This window comes from Gilliamella sp. B3892, assembly GCF_026536305.1.
GTDB lineage: Bacteria > Pseudomonadota > Gammaproteobacteria > Enterobacterales > Orbaceae > Gilliamella.
Window position 1 is genome coordinate 290,825 of the sequence record NZ_JAFNOK010000002.1, and the last position, 20,029, is coordinate 310,853.

A 20,029-nucleotide genomic window follows, 5' to 3' on the forward strand; every position below is an offset into this window, starting at 1 on the left:
AATTAACCATAAGGAAAACATAAAACAATGAACCAATATTTTGAATGCATTGATGAAGTGAATAATAAATTTTGGTATATCGAGCAAAAAGATAACCTTTACACGGTGCTTTACGGTGCGGTTGGAACCGAAGGGCAAAAACACACTAAGACCTTTGCCTCGCAGGAGGAAGCAGAAAAAGAAGCCTGCAAAATAATAAAATCAAAACTTAAAAAGGGTTATCAAGAAAAAACCATACCAGCAACCCTATTGCCCGCGATAGCCCGATTAAGTCAAATTATCAAAATGCCCGATGCCCCAAAACCGAAATACCACCCCAAACCCACACCACCCAAAGATGTGATTGATGACGGTAAAGAAAAACCATGGTTTGATCTTGATGAATGGGCTGATGAGGGTCAACCTAACCCATTTGATTTTGATGAGTTACGTAAAGTTCCGCCTAAAAAAGTTGCTCCAGTTAAACAACCACCAAAACAAAGTAATGCCCCGATTAAAAAAGAGACAGTCACCAAAACACCACAAGAACAAGAATTTGATAACTTAAAAGTTTTGTTACGAAAATATATAAAGCAAGGTGAGCAGTTCGATATTGAAGCTAAGTTCGAACAATTAAAAGCGTTAAGTCCAAACAATAAGGAATTTCAAATTTTCATCAAAGATATGCTTCAAATGATATTTTCAAAATTTATGAAGAAAATATCACCTATTCACTTTGATTGCATTCCTTATCTTTTGAGAATCAGAGATCCAGAAATTCTTTTCCAAGAAATCTTTGCACAAGGTGTGATGAAATATATTTATGACCGTTATCAGACTCATGCCGAATCAATCCATCAGCTGGCTGAACAATATCTAACCGATTATCCGGTACAAATGGTGGATAAAATAGTTAACGCATTACAGAGTATTTTTGAAACTACCCAGACAGGAGGTGAAAAAAATATTTCAGCTAACAAATTCCCTGAAAATGTTTGTGGCTTTAATATCACCTTTGATTATAAAACGCTGGAAATATATGCTTTATTCAATGAACGAAATTCCAAACGCTATTATTCAGAAAGTCTAAATGAGCTAGAATATGATGGGACTAGTTATGGCGTTGAGATAAATAATCAATACTTTGTTCCATTACTTACCAAAAAACTCCAGAAAATGCTGGATGATGGTTTTTTTGGTGGTATGACTGATAAATATTTCAGAATTGCCCTTTTCCAAACAGATAATATTCTTATTGAAATACCAATAGAACAAACCTACCGACAAACAAGGATATTTAAGCTTGAAAGCGACCTAAAATATCTCGAGCAATCAGATGAATATTATGCAGATTTGCTAACTGACACGGTTGAGGAATATTTTGCCCTTAATGGCGTTATTGAGCAATACGATACCGATAGAATTTTAGCATTACTAAAAAAATATCTTTATTCAGGTGAGAAAGAGGCTGAATCGAAAGGACGTTCACTGTTAAGGAAATACGACGATTTTGATTATAACAAATGGCATTTAGTTGATTTACAGTTTGAATGGGCTAATTTTGATTATAGATATGCTTATAACAGTGTTGAATGCTTAGTTGATAAAGGATATGAACCAGCAATTCTACAAAAACAAGCGTGGGATAAACTGGGCATTATTGATAACAAGCCTGATAGCAAGCCAGAAAAAAAAGACGATCCAGACGATCAATCAGAAACCGAACGTTTTTATGATACTTTTACTGAAACTGATGTTTTTTGTGAAACTGAAACCATTATCGCCAGAGCCATGCCAACGGGTGGTGAAATTTACTTACGCTTTAAACAAGAAAGTGAACAGGCATATTCCGATGCACTTGATTATTTAAATAACTTAATGGCAAAAGGTTATTCAAATATATTTGAGGGGCATTGGCTTCATATTTATTTTGTTGCCAAGCCTGAATACTATTCTGAATTCGCTAAATACGTTAAAAAATATGTACACTTTGAAGAATATGAACTAGGGATGGGGATAGCTTGTTGTTCACATGTTTTTTTCCGCAAAGCAGCGATGTACGAAAGTTTACATGATAAAATTCGAGAGTTTGTTGACTTAACTATGTATGAACTTGATTATAGTTTTGATTTACAAGATGAATATAGTTCAGTCGCCGGGGCATTTGCTGCTATTGCCCTGGCAATGACGGATGTGAAACATATGGATTTGGCTATTAAATTTGCACTTGAAATCGATGGTGACCATGAATATTTGGCAGGTAATTTTGGTATTGTTCTTGAAAAATATTGGGGTATTACGCCCGAAACAGCGGTTGCGATTGCGCTATTGCAATTAACTCAAGGTCAACATATGTCTGAATTATCCAGTCAATTTTATAAAATTCCGCAAAATTTAGCTAGTTTGACCGATTATTACAGTATGAACGAGCCAAAAAATCCATATTGTAAATTGACTTATTTAGTAAAATATCTTTTTGGTAAACCTAGTGATAGTCTTAAAAAGTTAAAAAAATTATTTAATAATGCGACTGATCCGCAAGAGAAATTGATTTATGCTGATTTTTATAATTTAGTTTTAGAAGCTCTTGAGGAAGAAGGAGAAGGTAGCGGTCAACCAATTATTTATAACATCTCACCTAAACCAGAAAGCGATTCCGAACCGTTAATCATCGATGAGCAAGATTTTATCGAAAATCCACCTTGTGTCATTACGCCATTGGAAGCTAAAAAACGCGGGTTTGATCTCAATGAATTATATACTCATGATTCCTCATGGAAAGCAATTATTTTTGCGCCATTAACGATAACTAATCCCTACATTTTCGACGCTATTATCCAATTTTATAAAGTGCAGAATGAAATAAATCCCAACTCTGTTATCGCTTGGGGCACTGAACAAGCCTACTGTTTTGGTAAAAGGGTCGTGATTGATTTTAGTGGCACCCCTTATCAAGTGGGTATGGGAATTTATGGTAAAAACCAAGCTCAGCTAATTTATGGAGTAATGGATTTTGCAAAGATTGCTGTTGCAATGAACAAACAAGAGCCCGATAAAGAAAAATTATACGCACTGCGAAAACAATACTATTACTTCGACAGTCCCAAAGGAAGCCCAAACATTGATTACTCTAAGCCCGGTATAATGTATTTGGATGAGGCTTTAAGCGCCGGGATTTATAAGGATGATAATTATCGGGCAATCAAACAGCTTGAAAAAATCACCCCGGATATGGGCGAAGTGTATGATACCTCACTATTGTTTATGGCATATATACAGCAGAAAAAACTAGATTATGCCATGGAGAAACTGCAAAGAATCGATACTACTGAACTAAAACAGGTATACCAAACAGCACAAAAACGCCTGCCACAATATCAAGAATACTGGCAGGAAAAGTTAGCCAAATTATAATTAATAAAAAGGCTTACTAATTGGGGCTTAAGCCCCAATTGACAGAATAAATTCAAATTATTCTAATAAATATAAAAAAGATAAGTATTAGGAAAACATAACACAATGAAAAAGTATCTAGAATATAGCGATCTACAGTCAAACAAATTTTGGTATATTACCCAACAAGACGAATCACTAACAATCGTATTTGGTAAGGTAGGGGCAAAAGGACAAACACAAGTTAAAACGTTTTTATCGCCTGCCGATGCGGAAAAAGAAGCCAACAAACTGATCAGATCGAAAATCAAAAAGGGCTATGAGGAAAAAGCAATCCCACCAGCGTTTGAACAATCAACCTGCATAGAAAAGCAAAGCCAAACAATCATCAAAATGCCCGATGCCCCAAAACCGAAATACCACCCCAAACCCACACCACCCAAAGATGTGAAGGATGACGGTAAAGAAAAACCGTGGTTTAATCTTCAAGGATGGTCATATGGAGGTCAACCTAACCCATTTGATTTTGAAGAGTTACGTAAGGTATCTCCCGTTCAACAACCAACAAAAGAAATTAATAACCCGGTTGAAAAAGAAACTTTAACCAAAACAGCGCAAGAACTAGAATTTGAAAATCTTAAAAATATGGTTCAAAAGCATATTAGACAAGGTGATCAATTTGATGTCGTAGCTACTTTCAATAAACTTAAAGTTCTTAGTGCATCAGAAACAGTATTTCAAACTTTAATAAAAAATGTACTTGAAGCTATTTTTTCTGATTTTGTTATTTTGGTTTCTCCAATTCATTTAGATATCTTAGCTTATCTTTTACCTATTAAACATTCAAATATATTGATAAAAGAACAGAATGCTAAGGGAGTTTTGAAATACATTTATGACAATTATCAAAGCAATTTAACAGGTATTCATGGTTTAGTTGATAAATATCTAACCGCTTTTTTTAAAGATATAGCTGAAGAGGTGGTGATTCAAGTTAAAAAATTAGTCGAGACAATTCGCTCTGGTGGAAGTGATAATATCCCAGCCTTTAAACTTCCCAATGCTACTTACGGATTTTTCATCAGAACGTTCAGTAAAGGATGTATTAAAATTTGTAGCCTGAACTATGACAATCGCTATATTGATTATACAGAACACAATTGTGATATGCAGTATCATAATCCAATACTTATCATCCAATATTTAACACAATTTTTAAAACCTAAATTACAACAAATGGTTGATCAAGATTTTTTTGAGGGTCTTACCGAAAATTACTTTAAAATTGCATTTTTCAATCAATTTCAACCATTAGCGGATAAACGCTTGAATGAGGATCACCTTAATGAATTAGCAAAAAATATAGAGGCAAATCTTCAAAAACTTGAAAAATCGGATGAATATGATATCGAACTCTTATCTGATACAGTTAAAGCGTATTTTGCTTCAGATGGCGTTATTCTGCATCTTAAAACGGATAGAATTTTAGCATTATTAAAAAAATATCTTCATTCTGGTGAAGCAAAACCCCAAAAAATAAGTATAAGTCTTATAGAAGAATATGCTGATTTTGACTTTAATAAATGGCATCTGGCTAACCTCCAATTCAAATGGAAAGATTTTGATTTTAAAGTTGCTTACAAAGGGTTAAATCCTCTAATAAATGCTGGATATGAGCCAGCAATAATACAAAAACAAGAGTGGGATCAGCTGGGTGAAATTCATTACACACCCCGTGTAATAGAAGATTCAATAAATCAACATGTAAATACATATTCTTATAACTCTTTTACTGAAAATGATGTTTTTTGTGAAACAGATGCTATTATTGCTAGAGCTATGTCAACAAATGGCAAAATCTATCTGCGTTTCAAAGAAGAAAGTGAGAAGGCATATTCACAAGCACTTGATTATTTAAATAGCTTAATGGCAAAAGGCTATTCTAAAAAATTTGATGGTTATTGGCTTAATGTTTATTTTGTTACCAAGCCTGAATACTATCCTGAATTTGCTCGCATCATCAAACAATATCCTGATTTAGCCAGTAATTCTCATGCCTTTTTTCGCAAAGCAGCGATATACGAAAGTTTACATGATAAAATACGAAAATTTGTTGAATTAACAATGGAGAAATTTCACCATTGTTTAGATCTCCAAGATGAAGATAATTCTGTCGCAGGCACATTCGCTGCCATTGCTTTGGCAATGACGGATGTGAAACATATGGATATGGCAATAAAATTTGCACTTGAGACCGATGATGAAGACGAATTTTTGGCAAGTTATTTTGGCAAAATATTGCAAAGACATTGGGGGATTACTCCAGAAACAGCGGTTGCGATTGCATTATTGCAATTGAGCTATCAAGAACAACCTAATTTATCCAGTCAATTTTATATAATACCGCAAAATCTTGCTACGCTAACTGATTATTTTAATGACTGTGATATCCCCTATAAAAGTCGCAAAATCATTACTCTCGCTGCGAGCCTTTTTGGTAACGGAAAATATAGCTTAAGAAAACTAAAAGAGTTGTTTAGTGATGCGACTGATCCTTTGGCAAAAGAGATTTATGCTAATTTTCATAATTTAGTTTTAGACGCTCTTGAGGATGAAGAAGAAGTTAGCGGTCAACCAATTATCTTTAACATCTCACCTAAACCAGAAAGCGATTCCGAACCGTTAATCATCGATGAACAAGATTTTATCGAAAACCCACGTTGTATCATTACACCATTGCAAGCTAAAAAACGCGGGTTTGATGTTGGTGAATTGGAAACGTATGATTCCTCATGGAGAGCAATTATTTTTGCGCCATTAACGATAACCAATCCCTACATTTTCGACGCTATTATCCAATTTTATAAAGTGCAGAATAAAATAAATCCCAACTCTACTCTTATTTGGGGTGCAGAACAGGCGTATTGCTTTGGAAAAAAAATCGTGATTGATTTCAGTGGCACCCCCTACCAAGTGGGTATGGGAATTTATGGTAAAAACCAAGCTCAGCTAATTTATGGTGTAATGGATTTTGCAAAGATTGCTGTTGCAATGAACAAACAAGCGCCCGATAAAGAGAAGTTATACGCACTAAGAAAACAACACTATTATTTCGATAGTCCCAAAGGAAGCCCAAACATTTATAAATCCAAGCCCGGTATAATGTATTTGGATGAAGCTTTAGGCGCTGGGGTTTTTAATGATAATAATTATCGGGCAATCAAACAGCTTGAAAAAATCACCCCAGATATGGGCGAAGTCTATGATGCCTCACTGCTGTTTATGGCACATATGCAGCAGAAAAAACTAGATTATGCCATGGAGAAACTGCAAAGAAAACTCGATACTACTGAACTAAAACAGGTGTACCAAACAGCACAAAAACGCCTGCCACAATATCAAGAATACTGGCAGAAAAAGTTAGCCAAATTATAAAAAATAGGATTATAAAAAGGGGCTTATGTCACAAAAACAATAGGATAAGTTTCATTTATTCTCATAAATATAATTAATAAGATAAGTATAAGGAAAACATAAAACAATGAACCAATATTTTGAATGCATTGATGAAGTGAATAATAAATTTTGGTATATCGAGCAAAAAGATAACCTTTACACGGTGCTTTACGGTGCGGTTGGAACCGAAGGACAAAAGCACACGAAGACCTTTGCCTCGCAGGAGGAAGCAGAAAAAGAAGCCTGCAAAATAATAAAATCAAAAATCAAAAAGGGTTATCAAGAAAAAACCATACCAGCAACCCTATTGCCCGCGATAGCCCGATTAAGTCAAATTGTCAAAATGCCCGATGCCCCAAAACCGAAAAACCACCCCAAACCCACAACACCCAAAGATGTGATTGATGACGGTAAAGAAAAACCGTGGTTTGACCTCGACGAATGGGCTGATGAAGGTAAACCTAACCCATTTGATTTTGAAGAGTTACGTAAACCCTCTGTAAAAAAAAACATATCAAAATCAATCAATACATCGGTTAGTCCATCATCCGCAAAATCTGTGATTGAGTCGCCGCAAATATCCGTGAGTCAATCACCCAAAAGTAGCAAAGAATATCTGGATTTAAGAGAATTATCTCGAAACTATATAAAACAGGGCGTGAATTTTGATGTGGTAGCAACATTTAAAGAATTGAAAACATTAAGTCCGTCTATAGAAGTATTTAATACCTTAGTCAAAAATACTGTAGGAATTATATTTTCAAAATTTATAGAGAAAATAGCTCCGATACATTTTGATTGCATTACTTATTTTTCAACAATTCTTGATCCAAATATTCAAATAGCTGAACGAGAATCTAAAGGTGTATTAAAATATATTTTTAATCGTTATCAAACCTGTCCTGTTTCTATTCATCATCTGGCTGAACAATATCTTACCGATTATCCGGTACAAATGGTGGATAAAATAGTTAGCGCATTACAACACATTGTTGACACAATTCGAGCAGGTGGTGAAGATAATATTCCAGCTTACAAATTACCAAATCATGTTTATGGTTTTTATATTACCTTCGATGAAGGATATCTAAGAATACTTGCTTTAATTCGAGGCGAGAATCCAAAAAGTTATCGATCATTTGCTATCAATGATCTAGAGTATAATGCGCTTCAGTATAGTGATCAGATAAATAATCAATATTTTATCCCACTACTTACCGAAAGACTCCATAAAATGCTGGATAATGGTTTTTTTGAAGGTATTACAGATCATTATTTTAGAATTGCTTTCTGCAATAAGGACAATATTTTTATCGAAACACCAATAGAACAAACCTACCGACAAACCAAGATACTTGAGCTTGAAAGAGACCTAAAATATCTGGAGCAATCAGATGAATATGATGTAGATTTGCTAACTGACACGATTGATGAATATTTTGCCTATAATGGCATTATTGATAATTATGATACCGATAGAATTTTAGCATTAATAAAAAAATATCTTTATTCAGGTGAGAAAGAGGCTGAATCGAAAGGATGTTCTCTGTTAACAAAATACTGCAATCTTGATTATAACAAATGGCGTTTAGTTGATTTACAGTTTGAATGGGAAAATTTTGCATTTAAATATGCAGATGTACATATCAAATACTTAGTTGATAAAGGATATGAACCAGCAATTCTACAAAAACAAACGTGGGATAAGCTGGGCATTAGAGATAGCAAGCCAGGAAAAAAAGACGATTCAGACAATCAATCAGAAACCGAACGTTTTTATGATACTTTTACTGAAAATGATGTTTTTTGTGAAACAGACACTATTATCGCCAGAGCCATGCCATGGGGCGGAGAAATTTACTTACGCTTCAAACAAGAAAGTGAACAGGCATATTCCGATGCGCTTGATTATTTAAATGGTCTAATGGCAAAAGGTTATTCAAATATATTCGAGGGGCATTGGCTTCATATTTATTTTGTTGCAAAACCTGAATACTATCCTGAATTTGCTCGCATTATCAAACAATACCCCGGTCTGGCCAGTAATTCACATGCCTTTTTCCGCAAAGCTGCTATGTATGAAAACTTACATGATAAAATTCGAGAGTTTGTTGAATTAACTATGTATCAATATCACTACAGTTTAGATTTACAGGATGAAGAATCATCGGTAGCGGGAGCATTTGCCGCCATTTCACTTGCCATGACCGATGTAAAATATATGGATGTGGCAATCAAATATGCTAATGAAACTGACGGTGAACATGAATTTTTAGCAAGCCGTTTTAGCAATATTCTTGCAAAACACTGGGGTATAACACCAGAAACCGCCGTCGCAATTGCCTTGTTAAAATTGAGTTTTGACTGGTTATCTGGTGGTTTATCAAGTCAATATTATAAAGTACCACAGAATCTTGCTGCATTAACTGAATTTTTCCAACATGATTCAATGTATCATAATAATAAGATTATAGAGATTGCCAGTCGTTTATTTTGGTTTGGCTTTGAAGATGATACGGATATAAAAAGTATAAAAGCTTTAAGAAAAATTAAAGAGTTATTTAATTCTGCTAGCGATTTCGACGAAAAACTAATTTATGCTGATTTTCATGATCTGGTTTGGGAAGCATTGAATGAAAAAAATAAAGCGGTGGGTAATAAAATTGAATTTACATCACCTAAACCAAAAAGCGATTCCGAACCGTTAATCATTAATGAGCAAGATTTTATCGAAAATCCACCTTGTATCATTACACCATTGCAAGCTAAAAAGCGCGGGTTTGATGTTAGAGAATTGGAAACTTATGATTCCCCATGGAGAGCAGTAATTTTTGCCCCATTAACGATAACGAATCCCTACATTTTCGACTCTATTATCCAATTTTATAAAGTGCAGAATAAAATAAATCCCGACTCTACTATTATTTGGGGTGCAGAACAGGCGTATTGCTTTGGAAAAAAAATCGTGATTGATTTCAGTGGCACCCCCTATCAAGTGGGTATGGGAATTTATGGTAAAAACCAAGCTCAGCTAATTTATGGTGTAATGGATTTTGCTAAGATTGCTGTTGCAATGAATAGACAATCCCCCGATAAAGAGAAGTTATACGCACTAAGAAAACAACACTATTACTTCGATAGTCCCAAAGGAAGCCCAAACATTGATAAATCCAAGCCCGGTATAATGTATTTGGATGAAGCTTTAGGCGCTGGGGTTTTTAAGGATGATAATTACCGGGCAATCAAACAGCTTGAAAAAATCACCCCAGATATGGGCGAAGTCTATGATGCCTCACTACTGTTTATGGCATATATGCAGCAAAAAAAACTAGATTATGCCATGGAGAAACTGCAAAGAAAACTCGATACTACTGAACTAAAACAGGTGTACCAAACAGCGCAAAAACGCCTGCCACAATATCAAGAATACTGGCAGGAAAAGTTAGCGAAATTATAAAAAATAGGATTATAGAAAGGGGCTTATGCCCCAAAAACAATAGGATAAATTTAATTTATTCTGATAAATATAAAAAAGATAAGTATAAGGAAAACATAAAACAATGAATCAATATTTTGAATGCATTGATGAAGTGAATAATAAATTTTGGTATATCGATCAAAAAGACAATCTTTACACAGTGCTTTATGGTGAAATTGGAACCGAAGGACAAAAGCATACCAAGACCTTTGCTTCGCAGGAGGAAGCAGAAAAAGAAGCAATAAAAATAATAAAATCAAAAATTAAAAAGGGCTATCAAGAAAAAACCATACCAGCAACGCTATTGCCAGCGATTGCCCGATTAAGTCAAATTATCAAAATGCCCGATGCCCCAAAACCGAAATATCACCCCAAACCCACACCACCCAAAGATGTGATTGATGACGGTAAAGAAAAACCATGGTTTGACCTCGATGAATGGGCTGATGAAGGTGAACCGAATCCATTTGATTTTGAAGAGTTACGTAAAACAAACATTAGCAATACGTCTAATTCAACTAATAGTCGAAATATTAATGAATTTAAAAATCTAAAAAATAAAGTACAAATACATATAGAAGAAGGTAATCGCTTTGGTTATCAATTCGAAGTCGTTGCTACTTTAGACAGGCTTAAAGCGTTAAGTTCGTCGGAAAAAGAATTTCAAAATTTAATTAAAGAATTTCTTGAAATGATATTTTCTGATTCTGATTCTATTTGGCGGGTTTGCCCAATCCATTTAGAGCTATTAGCTTATCTTTTACCACTTAAAGAAGCAAATATTATGGTAAAAGGAAAAAATGCGCAAGGAGTTCTGAAATATCTTTTCTCTCATAATCCAAGCGATTTGAACATGATAAATATGTTGATTGAAGAGTATTTTAAAGGATTATGTGAAAATATTTCCGCTCAAATAATTCACTTTTTGAAAGAAATAGTAAATTGCATCCGTTAGGGAGGAAAAGGTAATATCCCCCCTTATAGACTTTCTAAAAAAAGCTATGGTTTCGGTATAAAAATAGAAAATTTCAGGGATAGTGGTATTTATAATTTAGTTCATAAGAACGATCCAACTTGCTATGCTCAATTCAGCTGTGATACACAAAATCATGAGTCGAAGTTAATTATAAAATATTTAACCCCTATACTTAAACATAAACTTGAAACTATGCTTAATGAAGGCTTTTTTGATGGATTAGCGACAAATTATTTTAAAATTACATTTATAGGCGAAATAGAGCCATTAATTGAAAAACGCATTAACGAAAGTTATCTCAAAGAGCAGTTAGAAAAAATAGATGAATATCTTCAACAACTCGAAAAATCCGATCTGTATGATGTGACGCTATTGTCTATATTATTGAGAAAATATTTAGATACTTCCTGCCTTATTCAAAAATCTTTTACCGATAGGATTCTAGCGTTATTAAAAAAATATCTTTATTCAGGCGATGAAGGTATAGAACACCATACGTGGTCTTTAATACCGACTTATGGATACTCTCAAACAGATTTTGCTAACGAGCTCAAACTCATTTCAGCTCAATATTTGTGGGAAAATTATCGATATGATTATGCTATAATGGAAATTAATGAGCTGGTTCAACGAGGATACCTTCCAGCAATTTATCAAAAAAGAGCATGGGAAAAAAAATTCATCACCGATGGATATAATAATTATAATTATGCTAATCAATCTGAAATAATGTATGATTATGAATCGTTGATAGAACAAGATATTTTTTGTGAAACGGATGCTATTATCGCTCGAGCCATGCCTGATGGTAATATCTATTTACGCTTTAAGTCAGAAAGTGAACAAGCATATTCAGAGGCACTTGATTATTTAAATAGCTTAATGGCAAAAGGCTATTCAAAAATATTTGAGGGTTATTGGCTAAGAATTTATTTCGTCGCAAAACCTCAATTCTACAGTGCATTTAACAATATTATTGAAGAATACCCAGCATTAGCCAGTGACTCTCATGCTTTTTTCCGCAAAGCAGCCATGTACGAAAGTTTACATGATAAAATACGAAAATTTGTTGAATTAACAATGGAGAAATTTCACCATTGTTTAGATCTCCAAGATGAAGATAATTCTGTCGCAGGCACATTCGCTGCCATTGCTTTGGCAATGACGGATGTGAAACATATGGATATGGCAATAAAATTTGCACTTGAGACCGATGATGAACACGAATTTTTGGCAAGTTATTTTGGCAAAATGTTGCAAAGACATTGGGGGATTACTCCAGAAACAGCGGTTGCGATTGCATTATTGCAATTGAGCTATCAAGAACAACCTAATTTATCCAGTCAATTTTATAAAATACCGCAAAATCTTGCGGCGCTAACTGATTATTTTAATGACTGTGATATCCCCTATAAAAGTCGCAAAATCATTACTCTCGCTGCGAGCCTTTTTGGTAACGAAAAATATAGCTTAAAAAAACTAAAAGAGTTGTTTAGTGATGCGACTGATCCATTGGCAAAAGAAATTTATGCTGATTTTCATAATTTAGTTTTAGACGCTCTTAAGGAGGAAGGAGAAGGTAGCGGTCAGCCAATTATTTATAATATTTCACCTAAACCAGAAAGCGATTCCGAATCGCTAATCATTAATGAGCAAGATTTTATCGAAAATCCACCTTGTATCATTACACCATTGCAAGCTAAAAAGCGCGGGTTTGATGTTAGAGAATTGGAAACTTATGATTCCCCATGGAGAGCAGTAATTTTTGCCCCATTAACGATAACTAATCCTTACATTTTCGATGCTATTATCCAATATTGTAAGGTGCAAAATGACATAGGTACTCGCTCTGTTATCCTTTGGGGCGCTGAACAGGCATACTGTTTTGGTAAAAAGGTTGTGATTGATTTTAGTGGCACCCCCTATCAAGTGGGTATGGGAATTTATGGTAAAAACCAAGCTCAGCTAATTTATGGTGTAATGGATTTTGCAAAGATTGCTGTTGCAATGAACAAACAAGCGCCCGATAAAGAGAAGTTATACGCACTAAGAAAACAACACTATTATTTCGATAGTCCCAAAGGAAGCCCAAACATTGATAAATCCAAGCCCGGTATAATGTATTTGGATGAAGCTTTAGGCGCTGGGGTTTTTAATGATAATAATTATCGGGCAATCAAACAGCTTGAAAAAATCACCCCAGATATGGGCGAAGTGTATGATGCCTCACTGCTGTTTATGGCACATATGCAGCAGAAAAAACTAGATTATGCCATGGAGAAACTGCAAAGAAAACTCGATACTACTGAACTAAAACAGGTATACCAAACAGCACAAAAACGCCTGCCACAATATCAAGAATACTGGCAGAAAAAGTTAGCGAAATTATAAAAACGCTAATGAAATTAAAATTGATCTCCTTCTGGGCTTACAGGGCTAGGAGGAGGTCAAATAAAGGCAATATTTGATAATTTTCATATATTTATTCCCTTGTTTATCTTTCTCTTAATTTTTATCATAGTTTAATTAAAACTTATATCTAATAATGAATTAATCCTAAATTGTGATGATTTTTTTAGCGATATATAACTCTTATAGTTCTTTTCAGTAATCAAGAAAAAGGTGAAAAGGAAAAGATCAGTAAGATCATAGTTACTTATGGGTATACTAGTAGTTGCAGCAAAACATACTAATCCCAACACTGCCTCATTAATACCTAATGGATATCTAATACCCCTAACTGCAGAAAAACTATTATTCAACGTCCGATTTCAGCAGTTGTTAAATGTTATCCGACAAAGTATGTGATTATTATTTTTATAATTTAAACAACTTTATCTTGCTCCCATTGAATGCTTTGCAGAACTGGGGCAACAATTTTCTGCTTCTTAAAATTATCACAAACAAAAATTTATAACATTAATAAAATAAGCATATCTTATTAAGATTTCTGTATTTTCATTTTGAAAATGTCTTGACAAGTGTTTGTACCTTGGTTACTCTAACAATAGTTAGATATCTAACTATTTTCTTGTGAATTATTAGATACTCAACAAATAAAGGAAAATTTGATCTTATGAATTTAGAGAAAAAATATAAATCTTTAGCAAAAATCATTAATAAAGATAATTTAGCTAATAAATTGGCAGTAGATGCATGTTTTAGTTTACTTTCAGCTGCTAATAAAATTGATAAAGAATGTGCCTCAAGGTTAGGAGATTATCAACTTTCAGAAGGTCGTTTCATGGTATTAGTTTTATTACTTGAGTACGAAGTACTTTCTCCACAAGAAATTGCAAAATTAAGTGGAGTAACTAAACCAACTATAACTACGTTCATATCTTCTCTATTAAAGAAAGGATTGATCAATAAAACTGAGGCCGAAAGTGACGGTAGAAAAATGAATATTACATTGACAGCGGATGGTCGTGAACTCATTACTAAATTATTTAAATCCCATAGCCAATGGATTACTAACATTACAAATGAACTGACTAATTCTGAAATGGAAAATCTTATATTTTTATTAAATAAAATGTTTCAGCATAAAGGGGATTGACAACTTTTATCATTTGAAGGATGGCTATTATACTTCAGTAAGGAAAAATTCTTTTAGCCGTTTCACATTTAAATAAACAGTCTGAATGCAAGGATAATTTAAAAAATAAATAGAGTGTAGGTATTTAGAGTTTACCAGAAAAACAATGGGTAATTATTACATGGTGATATCTAACCCTTAATTAATAAAGAATTCATTATGTTTCTTAAATTATTAACTTTCATTGCAAGGAAAGTTTTTTTGCCCAAATTTTTATGGCTGTAAAAAAAACACCTCTTATACTTTTAAAGTTAAACAACTTGTCATGTTAGTAAACAGCAGAGTTTAAAGCTTGAACCAGATTATAGAACGACACTCAATTAACACAACGTTTTGTTAAAAAGCACTACCTACAATTGATAAACAAAAGAAAGGAATATAATTATGAAATTAAATGAAAAATTTAAACATATTCAAGAAGAAATGGCGCAACAATTACCTAGCGATATTTTAAATATCTTCGGAAAATCACTACAAGACCTTCTAGCACAAAAATTAGAAACTAACGCACTTAAATTAGGAGATATTGCTCCAGATTTTACTTTACTTGATACAAACGGTTTACCTGTTTCGCTTTATGATGTCTTGAAAGATCATCTGGTAATACTTAGTTTTTTCCGGGGTAACTGGTGTCCATTTTGTATAGCAGAATTAAGACATTATCAAGAGGCTATAAACAACGATAAAATAAAGAGCAGTACAGTTATTGCCGTTTCACCTCAAACAGTTAATTACAATTCTCAAGTTTCTAAACAAAATGATCTTCAATTTAAGATACTATGTGATCAAGGTAATAAGATTGCTGAAAAATATGGACTTGTATTCGTACTTCCTGAAAACGTCAGAGATCTTTATAAGAGTGTAGGTGCAGATTTAGAAATATTTAATAATGATAATACTTATAAGTTACCTATTCCTGCAACTTACGTAATTGATCAAAACAAGAAGATTATCTTTGCTTCGGTTGATGCAAACTATATGGAAAGAGCTGATGTCTGCGATATCGAATTTAAATAATGATTGTATAGCTCATTAAGCTCCTAGGTTATTCGTCTACCTTCTTATAATTTAAATAGTTTTACTTTTGATAAAGATTTACGTGAAATTAACTCAAAACGAATATTACCGTTAGCAACAGTATTGTCATTGATGTTTGATTAATAAATGCAGGACAAAAGCATCAGATTTATGATATTGAAGCTGATTAAAAAATTTAAAGATCGAATACGACTGGATCACTCTGTTATATTGGAAATTGAAAACGTAATATCATTTTTAAATTTTAATTTTTGTAGACTTTAAAGGACTATACTCGAAGTAATATTGGAGCGGGAAACGAGGTTCGAACTCGCGACCTCAACCTTGGCAAGGTTGCGCTCTACCAACTGAGCTATTCCCGCTTATTGAACTCTTCGAAAGAAGAGGTGTGCATTATACAAAAATTTTGATAACTAGCAACCTCTTTTCTGCACTATTTTTTATTTTTCCAGCTAAGTGTTTCAAAAACACCAAAAATAAAAAGTCTAATTGCTTTAAATTTGTCCTCTTGTTTTTCTTGATTAGTCATTGTTGTCTGCAAAATCAATGCTTGTAAACCATGAATAATAACAAAAGCCGCTAAGCCAACATAGGCAACAACATTTGCAGGTTTTGGATAAGGGAAGATCAAATTGAATAATAAAAATAACCACATGAAAGCGTAGATAACTTTACCAACAAATATAAACATATTAACTGTTTTCTCTAATAAAAAGATAACTATGAACCTGACCAGCTGTTTTTTCTCGATGTAGATGCCAATTACTCGGAATCTTGTTTAACAAGTTTAACCCAATTTCGGCCTCAATATAAATATAACTATTATCATTAAGCCAATCATTATCCTCCAATTGACTAATTGTTGTGGCGACTAATGATTGATGAAACGGCGGATCAATAAATACTATATCAAATTTCTTATGTGCTGGCTTCGAGAGCCAAAGTAACGTATCAGTATGAAAAACTTCTATACCTTCCGCAACAACAAGCTGTTTGTTTTTAATTAATTGATTGGCAACTTGCTTATCTTTTTCCAGCATAGTGACATTTTTAGCGCCTCGAGAAGCAGCTTCAAAGCCCAGAGAGCCACTTCCTGAAAAGCAATCTAAACATTCACTATCATGCATAACAGGCATTAACCAATTAAACAAAGTTTCTTTGACACGATCTGTTGTTGGACGCAAACCCTGTTTGTCCAGTACTGATAATTTGCGTCCACGCCATTTTCCAGCAATGATTCTTATAAAACCATTCATATTGTACCCTTGATTAGAATAGTTCCGTTGTACCGCCTTGTGAATCAGTGACACTGGTACCCACTTCTTGTGTTGCATAAGTAGTTGGCTCAGTACCTTTTATAAAGTACTCAGACATCGTTTTGGAACCAGATTGTGGTAATAATCCTGTTCGTTGATCAATAGTGACGCTAACAACATTAGCAGGTTGCTTATCTTGCACAACTGGAACATCTTGTAGCGCAACTTTCATATAATCAACCCATACCGGATTAGCAGTCACAGCACCGGCTTCAGCACGATATGTGCGCCCTAGTTCGCGGCGATGATCATCAAAGCCCATCCAAACAGTTGTCACAATGTTACCACCGAATCCAGAAAACCAAACGTCTTTTGAAGCATTTGTTGTACCGGTTTTACCACCGACATCTTTTCTACCTAATGCTTTTACCCGCCAAGCTGTGCCATTCCAATCTGAGCCACCAAATACAATTGAGCGCAGGCCATCTTTCATAATAAAGGCTATTCCACTGTTAACAGTGTGCGGTGCATATTTTGGTGTAACATTTGTTGAGTTTTCACCATTAATATCAGGTAAAATAAGATTATCTTCTGGATTAAGGTTCGCTTGTTCAGGTTCCTCGTTGCCAGATTCATTTGATTCATTTTCAACATTATCTAACGATACAGGCATGGTTCCAATTGCGATATCATCATTATCACAATCATGACAAGCAATGAGTGGTTGATGCTGATAAATCACGTCATTACGATCGTCGTATTCTATTCGTTCAATTAAATATGGTTTGATTAAGTAACCACCATTAACAATGACCGAATATGCCCTAGCAACTTGTAATGGCGTAAAGGATGCTGAACCTAAAGCTAACGATTCATTGTATGAAATATTTTCTTTAGGAAATCCAAAACGCTCTAAATAAGTTGCCGCATAATTAAGTCCAACTGCTCGTAATGCTCTAACCATCATTACATTTTTAGACATGCCTAAACCAATTCGCATACGCAGTGGACCGGCATAAGTTGGTGGTGAATTTTTAGGGCGCCAAGTTACACTTCCGGTTGTTCTAACAATTGGCGCATCATTAAGCAATGTTGCCATTGTTAAGCCTTGTTCTAACGCTGAAGTATAGATGAAAGGTTTAATGTTAGAACCTAACTGACGAAGAGCTTGTGTAGCACGATTGAATTTACTGAGATTAAAATCATACCCACCAACAATCGCTTTAATTGCACCATTATCAGAATCTAATGAAACCAATGCCGCATTAACCGCTGGTATTTGCGCCAGTTCCCAGATATCGTTATTTTTTTTAACCCAAATAAGTTGGCCTGCTTTTAACACATCAGTGACTTTTTTAGGTGATGCGCCTTGTCGTGTATCACTAATAAAACGTCGTGCCCACTTCATTCCTTGAAAGTTAATGGTGATATTACTTTTATCCGTCAAAACTGCCGTTGCTTGTGTATCATTAGATTCGGTGACAACTGCTGGACACATACCAACATGACAAGGGTATTTGTTTAAAATAGCTTGAATTTGCTCAGCATTCCATGGCGTTTCATTTTTTTGCCATAACTCTTTTTCCGGCCCACGATAACCGTGTCGAATATCGTAATCAACGATATGTTTTTGTACAGCTTCGTTAGCTGCTACTTGGTCGGTTTTGGATATCGTTGTATAAACTTTATAACCATCTGTATAAGCATTCTCCCCAAATTTGTCATACATAAATTGTCTTGCCATTTCAGCGACATAAGGAGCGGAAAATTCAATTTGAGGTTCATGATAACTAACGTTTAAAGGTTTTTTAATTGCTTCATCATATTCAGCTTGAGTAATGTAAGATTGATCTAACATTCGCCCTAATACCCAATTACGTCTTGTTAAGGCACGTTCTGGGTGCGCAATTGGATTGAAAGCAGATGGTGCATTAGGTAGCCCTGCAAGCAACGCTGCTTCATCAACAGTAAGCTGATCAGGTGTTTTACCAAAAAATGTATAAGACGCTGCCCCAACACCATATGCTCGAGATCCAAAATTAATCATGTTTAAATACAACGTCATGATCTCTTCTTTGGATAATTCTTTTTCCATACGTATAGCTAAAATCATTTCTTTAACTTTACGGGCAATACTTTTTTCAGGCGTTAGGAAGAAATTTTTCGCAACTTGTTGGGTTATCGTACTCCCACCTTGTGAAAAGCCATGTTGGGTTACCCCAATGTACATAGCTCGCATAATACCAATAGGATCGATACCGAAATGCTCGTTAAAACGTGCATCCTCAGTTGCAATAACCGCATTTACAACTTGTGGAGGAATTTGGTTATACTGTAAAGGCGTTCGGCGACGTTCACCAAAAATAGCAATTAATTCTCCGTCTTTACTTAACACTTGCATTGGAGTTTGTAATTTTACGTCTTTTAAGGTAGCTACATCCGGTAAATCTTTGGAATAATAAGCATACCCAGCTATGCCTATTATTAAGCCACAAATAAATAGCGCGAAGAAAATTTTCAGAAAAAATTTCAAGATTTTAAGTAATATCACAAAATATTCCTATCCAATTGATTTTATTTCAAAAATAGTACAAGTATCTATTTTATATTGCTTTATATATTTTTAAACGACGAGTATATACTAGTTATGATAAAAGACGCAAAATAAAAACGAGTAATTATTATTTTAATCATGACAAATATTTACACCTGTTCAAGACATTGAGGTTATAAAGGTAACGTCGGTAAACAGGTTACTTGCTTTACACAATTAAAGCAGTTCTGCTTTGGTAGCGCTTAAATATTATCAAGTAAAAAAATAACTCGTTTCTGTGTATTATCTCACAATATTTATT

The 20,029-nt window shown here is 34.2% G+C and carries 10 protein-coding genes, 1 tRNA gene and 1 pseudogene; 8 read left to right on the forward strand and 4 right to left on the reverse strand.

Going from position 1 to position 20,029, the window contains the following annotated elements; genetic code table 11:
- Positions 1–27 precede the first annotated feature (27 nt).
- The 8 genes and pseudogenes from J3U74_RS03940 (at position 28) to J3U74_RS03970 (ending at position 15,897) form a co-directional block, all read left to right on the forward strand.
- Entirely contained in the window at positions 28–3,393 is a 3,366-nt protein-coding gene (locus J3U74_RS03940; protein WP_267337941.1) for a WGR domain-containing protein, read from the forward strand.
- Positions 3,394–3,498: 105 nt separating this feature from the next.
- A pseudogene (locus tag J3U74_RS12520) lies at positions 3,499–3,690 on the forward strand (WGR domain-containing protein); the annotation flags it as partial.
- Positions 3,691–3,765: 75 nt separating this feature from the next.
- Positions 3,766–6,807: a DUF6138 family protein gene (locus J3U74_RS03945; protein WP_267337942.1), complete on the forward strand. Its 3,042-nt coding sequence runs from the start codon at positions 3,766–3,768 to the stop codon at positions 6,805–6,807.
- 106 nt (positions 6,808–6,913) lie between these two features.
- Entirely contained in the window at positions 6,914–10,285 is a 3,372-nt protein-coding gene (locus J3U74_RS03950) for a DUF6138 family protein (protein ID WP_267337943.1), read from the forward strand.
- A gap of 103 nt (positions 10,286–10,388) precedes the next feature.
- The gene (locus tag J3U74_RS03955; RefSeq protein WP_267328918.1) at positions 10,389–11,261 is read left to right on the forward strand and encodes a WGR domain-containing protein; all 873 of its coding nucleotides are present in this window, start codon (positions 10,389–10,391) and stop codon (positions 11,259–11,261) included.
- A gap of 213 nt (positions 11,262–11,474) precedes the next feature.
- Positions 11,475–13,673 (forward strand): DUF6138 family protein, encoded by a 2,199-nt coding sequence (locus tag J3U74_RS03960; RefSeq protein ID WP_267337944.1) that lies wholly within the window; start codon positions 11,475–11,477, stop codon positions 13,671–13,673.
- Positions 13,674–14,358: 685 nt separating this feature from the next.
- Positions 14,359–14,841, forward strand: a complete 483-nt coding sequence (locus J3U74_RS03965) for a MarR family winged helix-turn-helix transcriptional regulator (protein WP_267329291.1) — start codon at positions 14,359–14,361, stop codon at positions 14,839–14,841.
- Between the two features lie 423 nt (positions 14,842–15,264).
- Positions 15,265–15,897, forward strand: a complete 633-nt coding sequence (locus tag J3U74_RS03970; RefSeq protein ID WP_267329290.1) for a peroxiredoxin-like family protein — start codon at positions 15,265–15,267, stop codon at positions 15,895–15,897.
- Positions 15,898–16,204: 307 nt separating this feature from the next.
- Here the strand turns inward: J3U74_RS03970 and J3U74_RS03975 are convergent.
- From J3U74_RS03975 to J3U74_RS03990, 4 genes are all read right to left on the reverse strand, one after another.
- Positions 16,205–16,280 (reverse strand) — tRNA-Gly (locus tag J3U74_RS03975).
- A gap of 71 nt (positions 16,281–16,351) precedes the next feature.
- Positions 16,352–16,609 carry a DUF1145 domain-containing protein gene (locus J3U74_RS03980; RefSeq protein ID WP_267329289.1) on the reverse strand — a complete coding sequence of 86 codons (258 nt, stop codon included), beginning with the start codon at positions 16,607–16,609 and terminating at the stop codon, positions 16,352–16,354.
- Position 16,610: 1 nt separating this feature from the next.
- Positions 16,611–17,174, reverse strand: coding sequence for a 16S rRNA (guanine(966)-N(2))-methyltransferase RsmD (rsmD, locus tag J3U74_RS03985; protein ID WP_220219165.1), 564 nt, complete (start codon positions 17,172–17,174; stop codon positions 16,611–16,613).
- Between the two features lie 13 nt (positions 17,175–17,187).
- Complete coding sequence (locus J3U74_RS03990) at positions 17,188–19,725, reverse strand: penicillin-binding protein 1A (protein WP_220219164.1); 2,538 nt, start codon at positions 19,723–19,725, stop codon at positions 17,188–17,190.
- Between the last annotated feature and the right edge of the window lie 304 nt (positions 19,726–20,029).

Coding starts and splice junctions, on each gene's coding strand:
- J3U74_RS03940 (WP_267337941.1), top strand. CDS start 28: ATGAACCAATATTTTGAATGCATTGATGAAGTGAATAATAAATTTTGG.
- J3U74_RS03945 (WP_267337942.1), top strand. CDS start 3,766: ATGCCCGATGCCCCAAAACCGAAATACCACCCCAAACCCACACCACCC.
- J3U74_RS03950 (WP_267337943.1), top strand. CDS start 6,914: ATGAACCAATATTTTGAATGCATTGATGAAGTGAATAATAAATTTTGG.
- J3U74_RS03955 (WP_267328918.1), top strand. CDS start 10,389: ATGAATCAATATTTTGAATGCATTGATGAAGTGAATAATAAATTTTGG.
- J3U74_RS03960 (WP_267337944.1), top strand. CDS start 11,475: ATGCTTAATGAAGGCTTTTTTGATGGATTAGCGACAAATTATTTTAAA.
- J3U74_RS03965 (WP_267329291.1), top strand. CDS start 14,359: ATGAATTTAGAGAAAAAATATAAATCTTTAGCAAAAATCATTAATAAA.
- J3U74_RS03970 (WP_267329290.1), top strand. CDS start 15,265: ATGAAATTAAATGAAAAATTTAAACATATTCAAGAAGAAATGGCGCAA.
- J3U74_RS03980 (WP_267329289.1), bottom strand. CDS start 16,609: ATGTTTATATTTGTTGGTAAAGTTATCTACGCTTTCATGTGGTTATTT.
- rsmD (WP_220219165.1), bottom strand. CDS start 17,174: ATGAATGGTTTTATAAGAATCATTGCTGGAAAATGGCGTGGACGCAAA.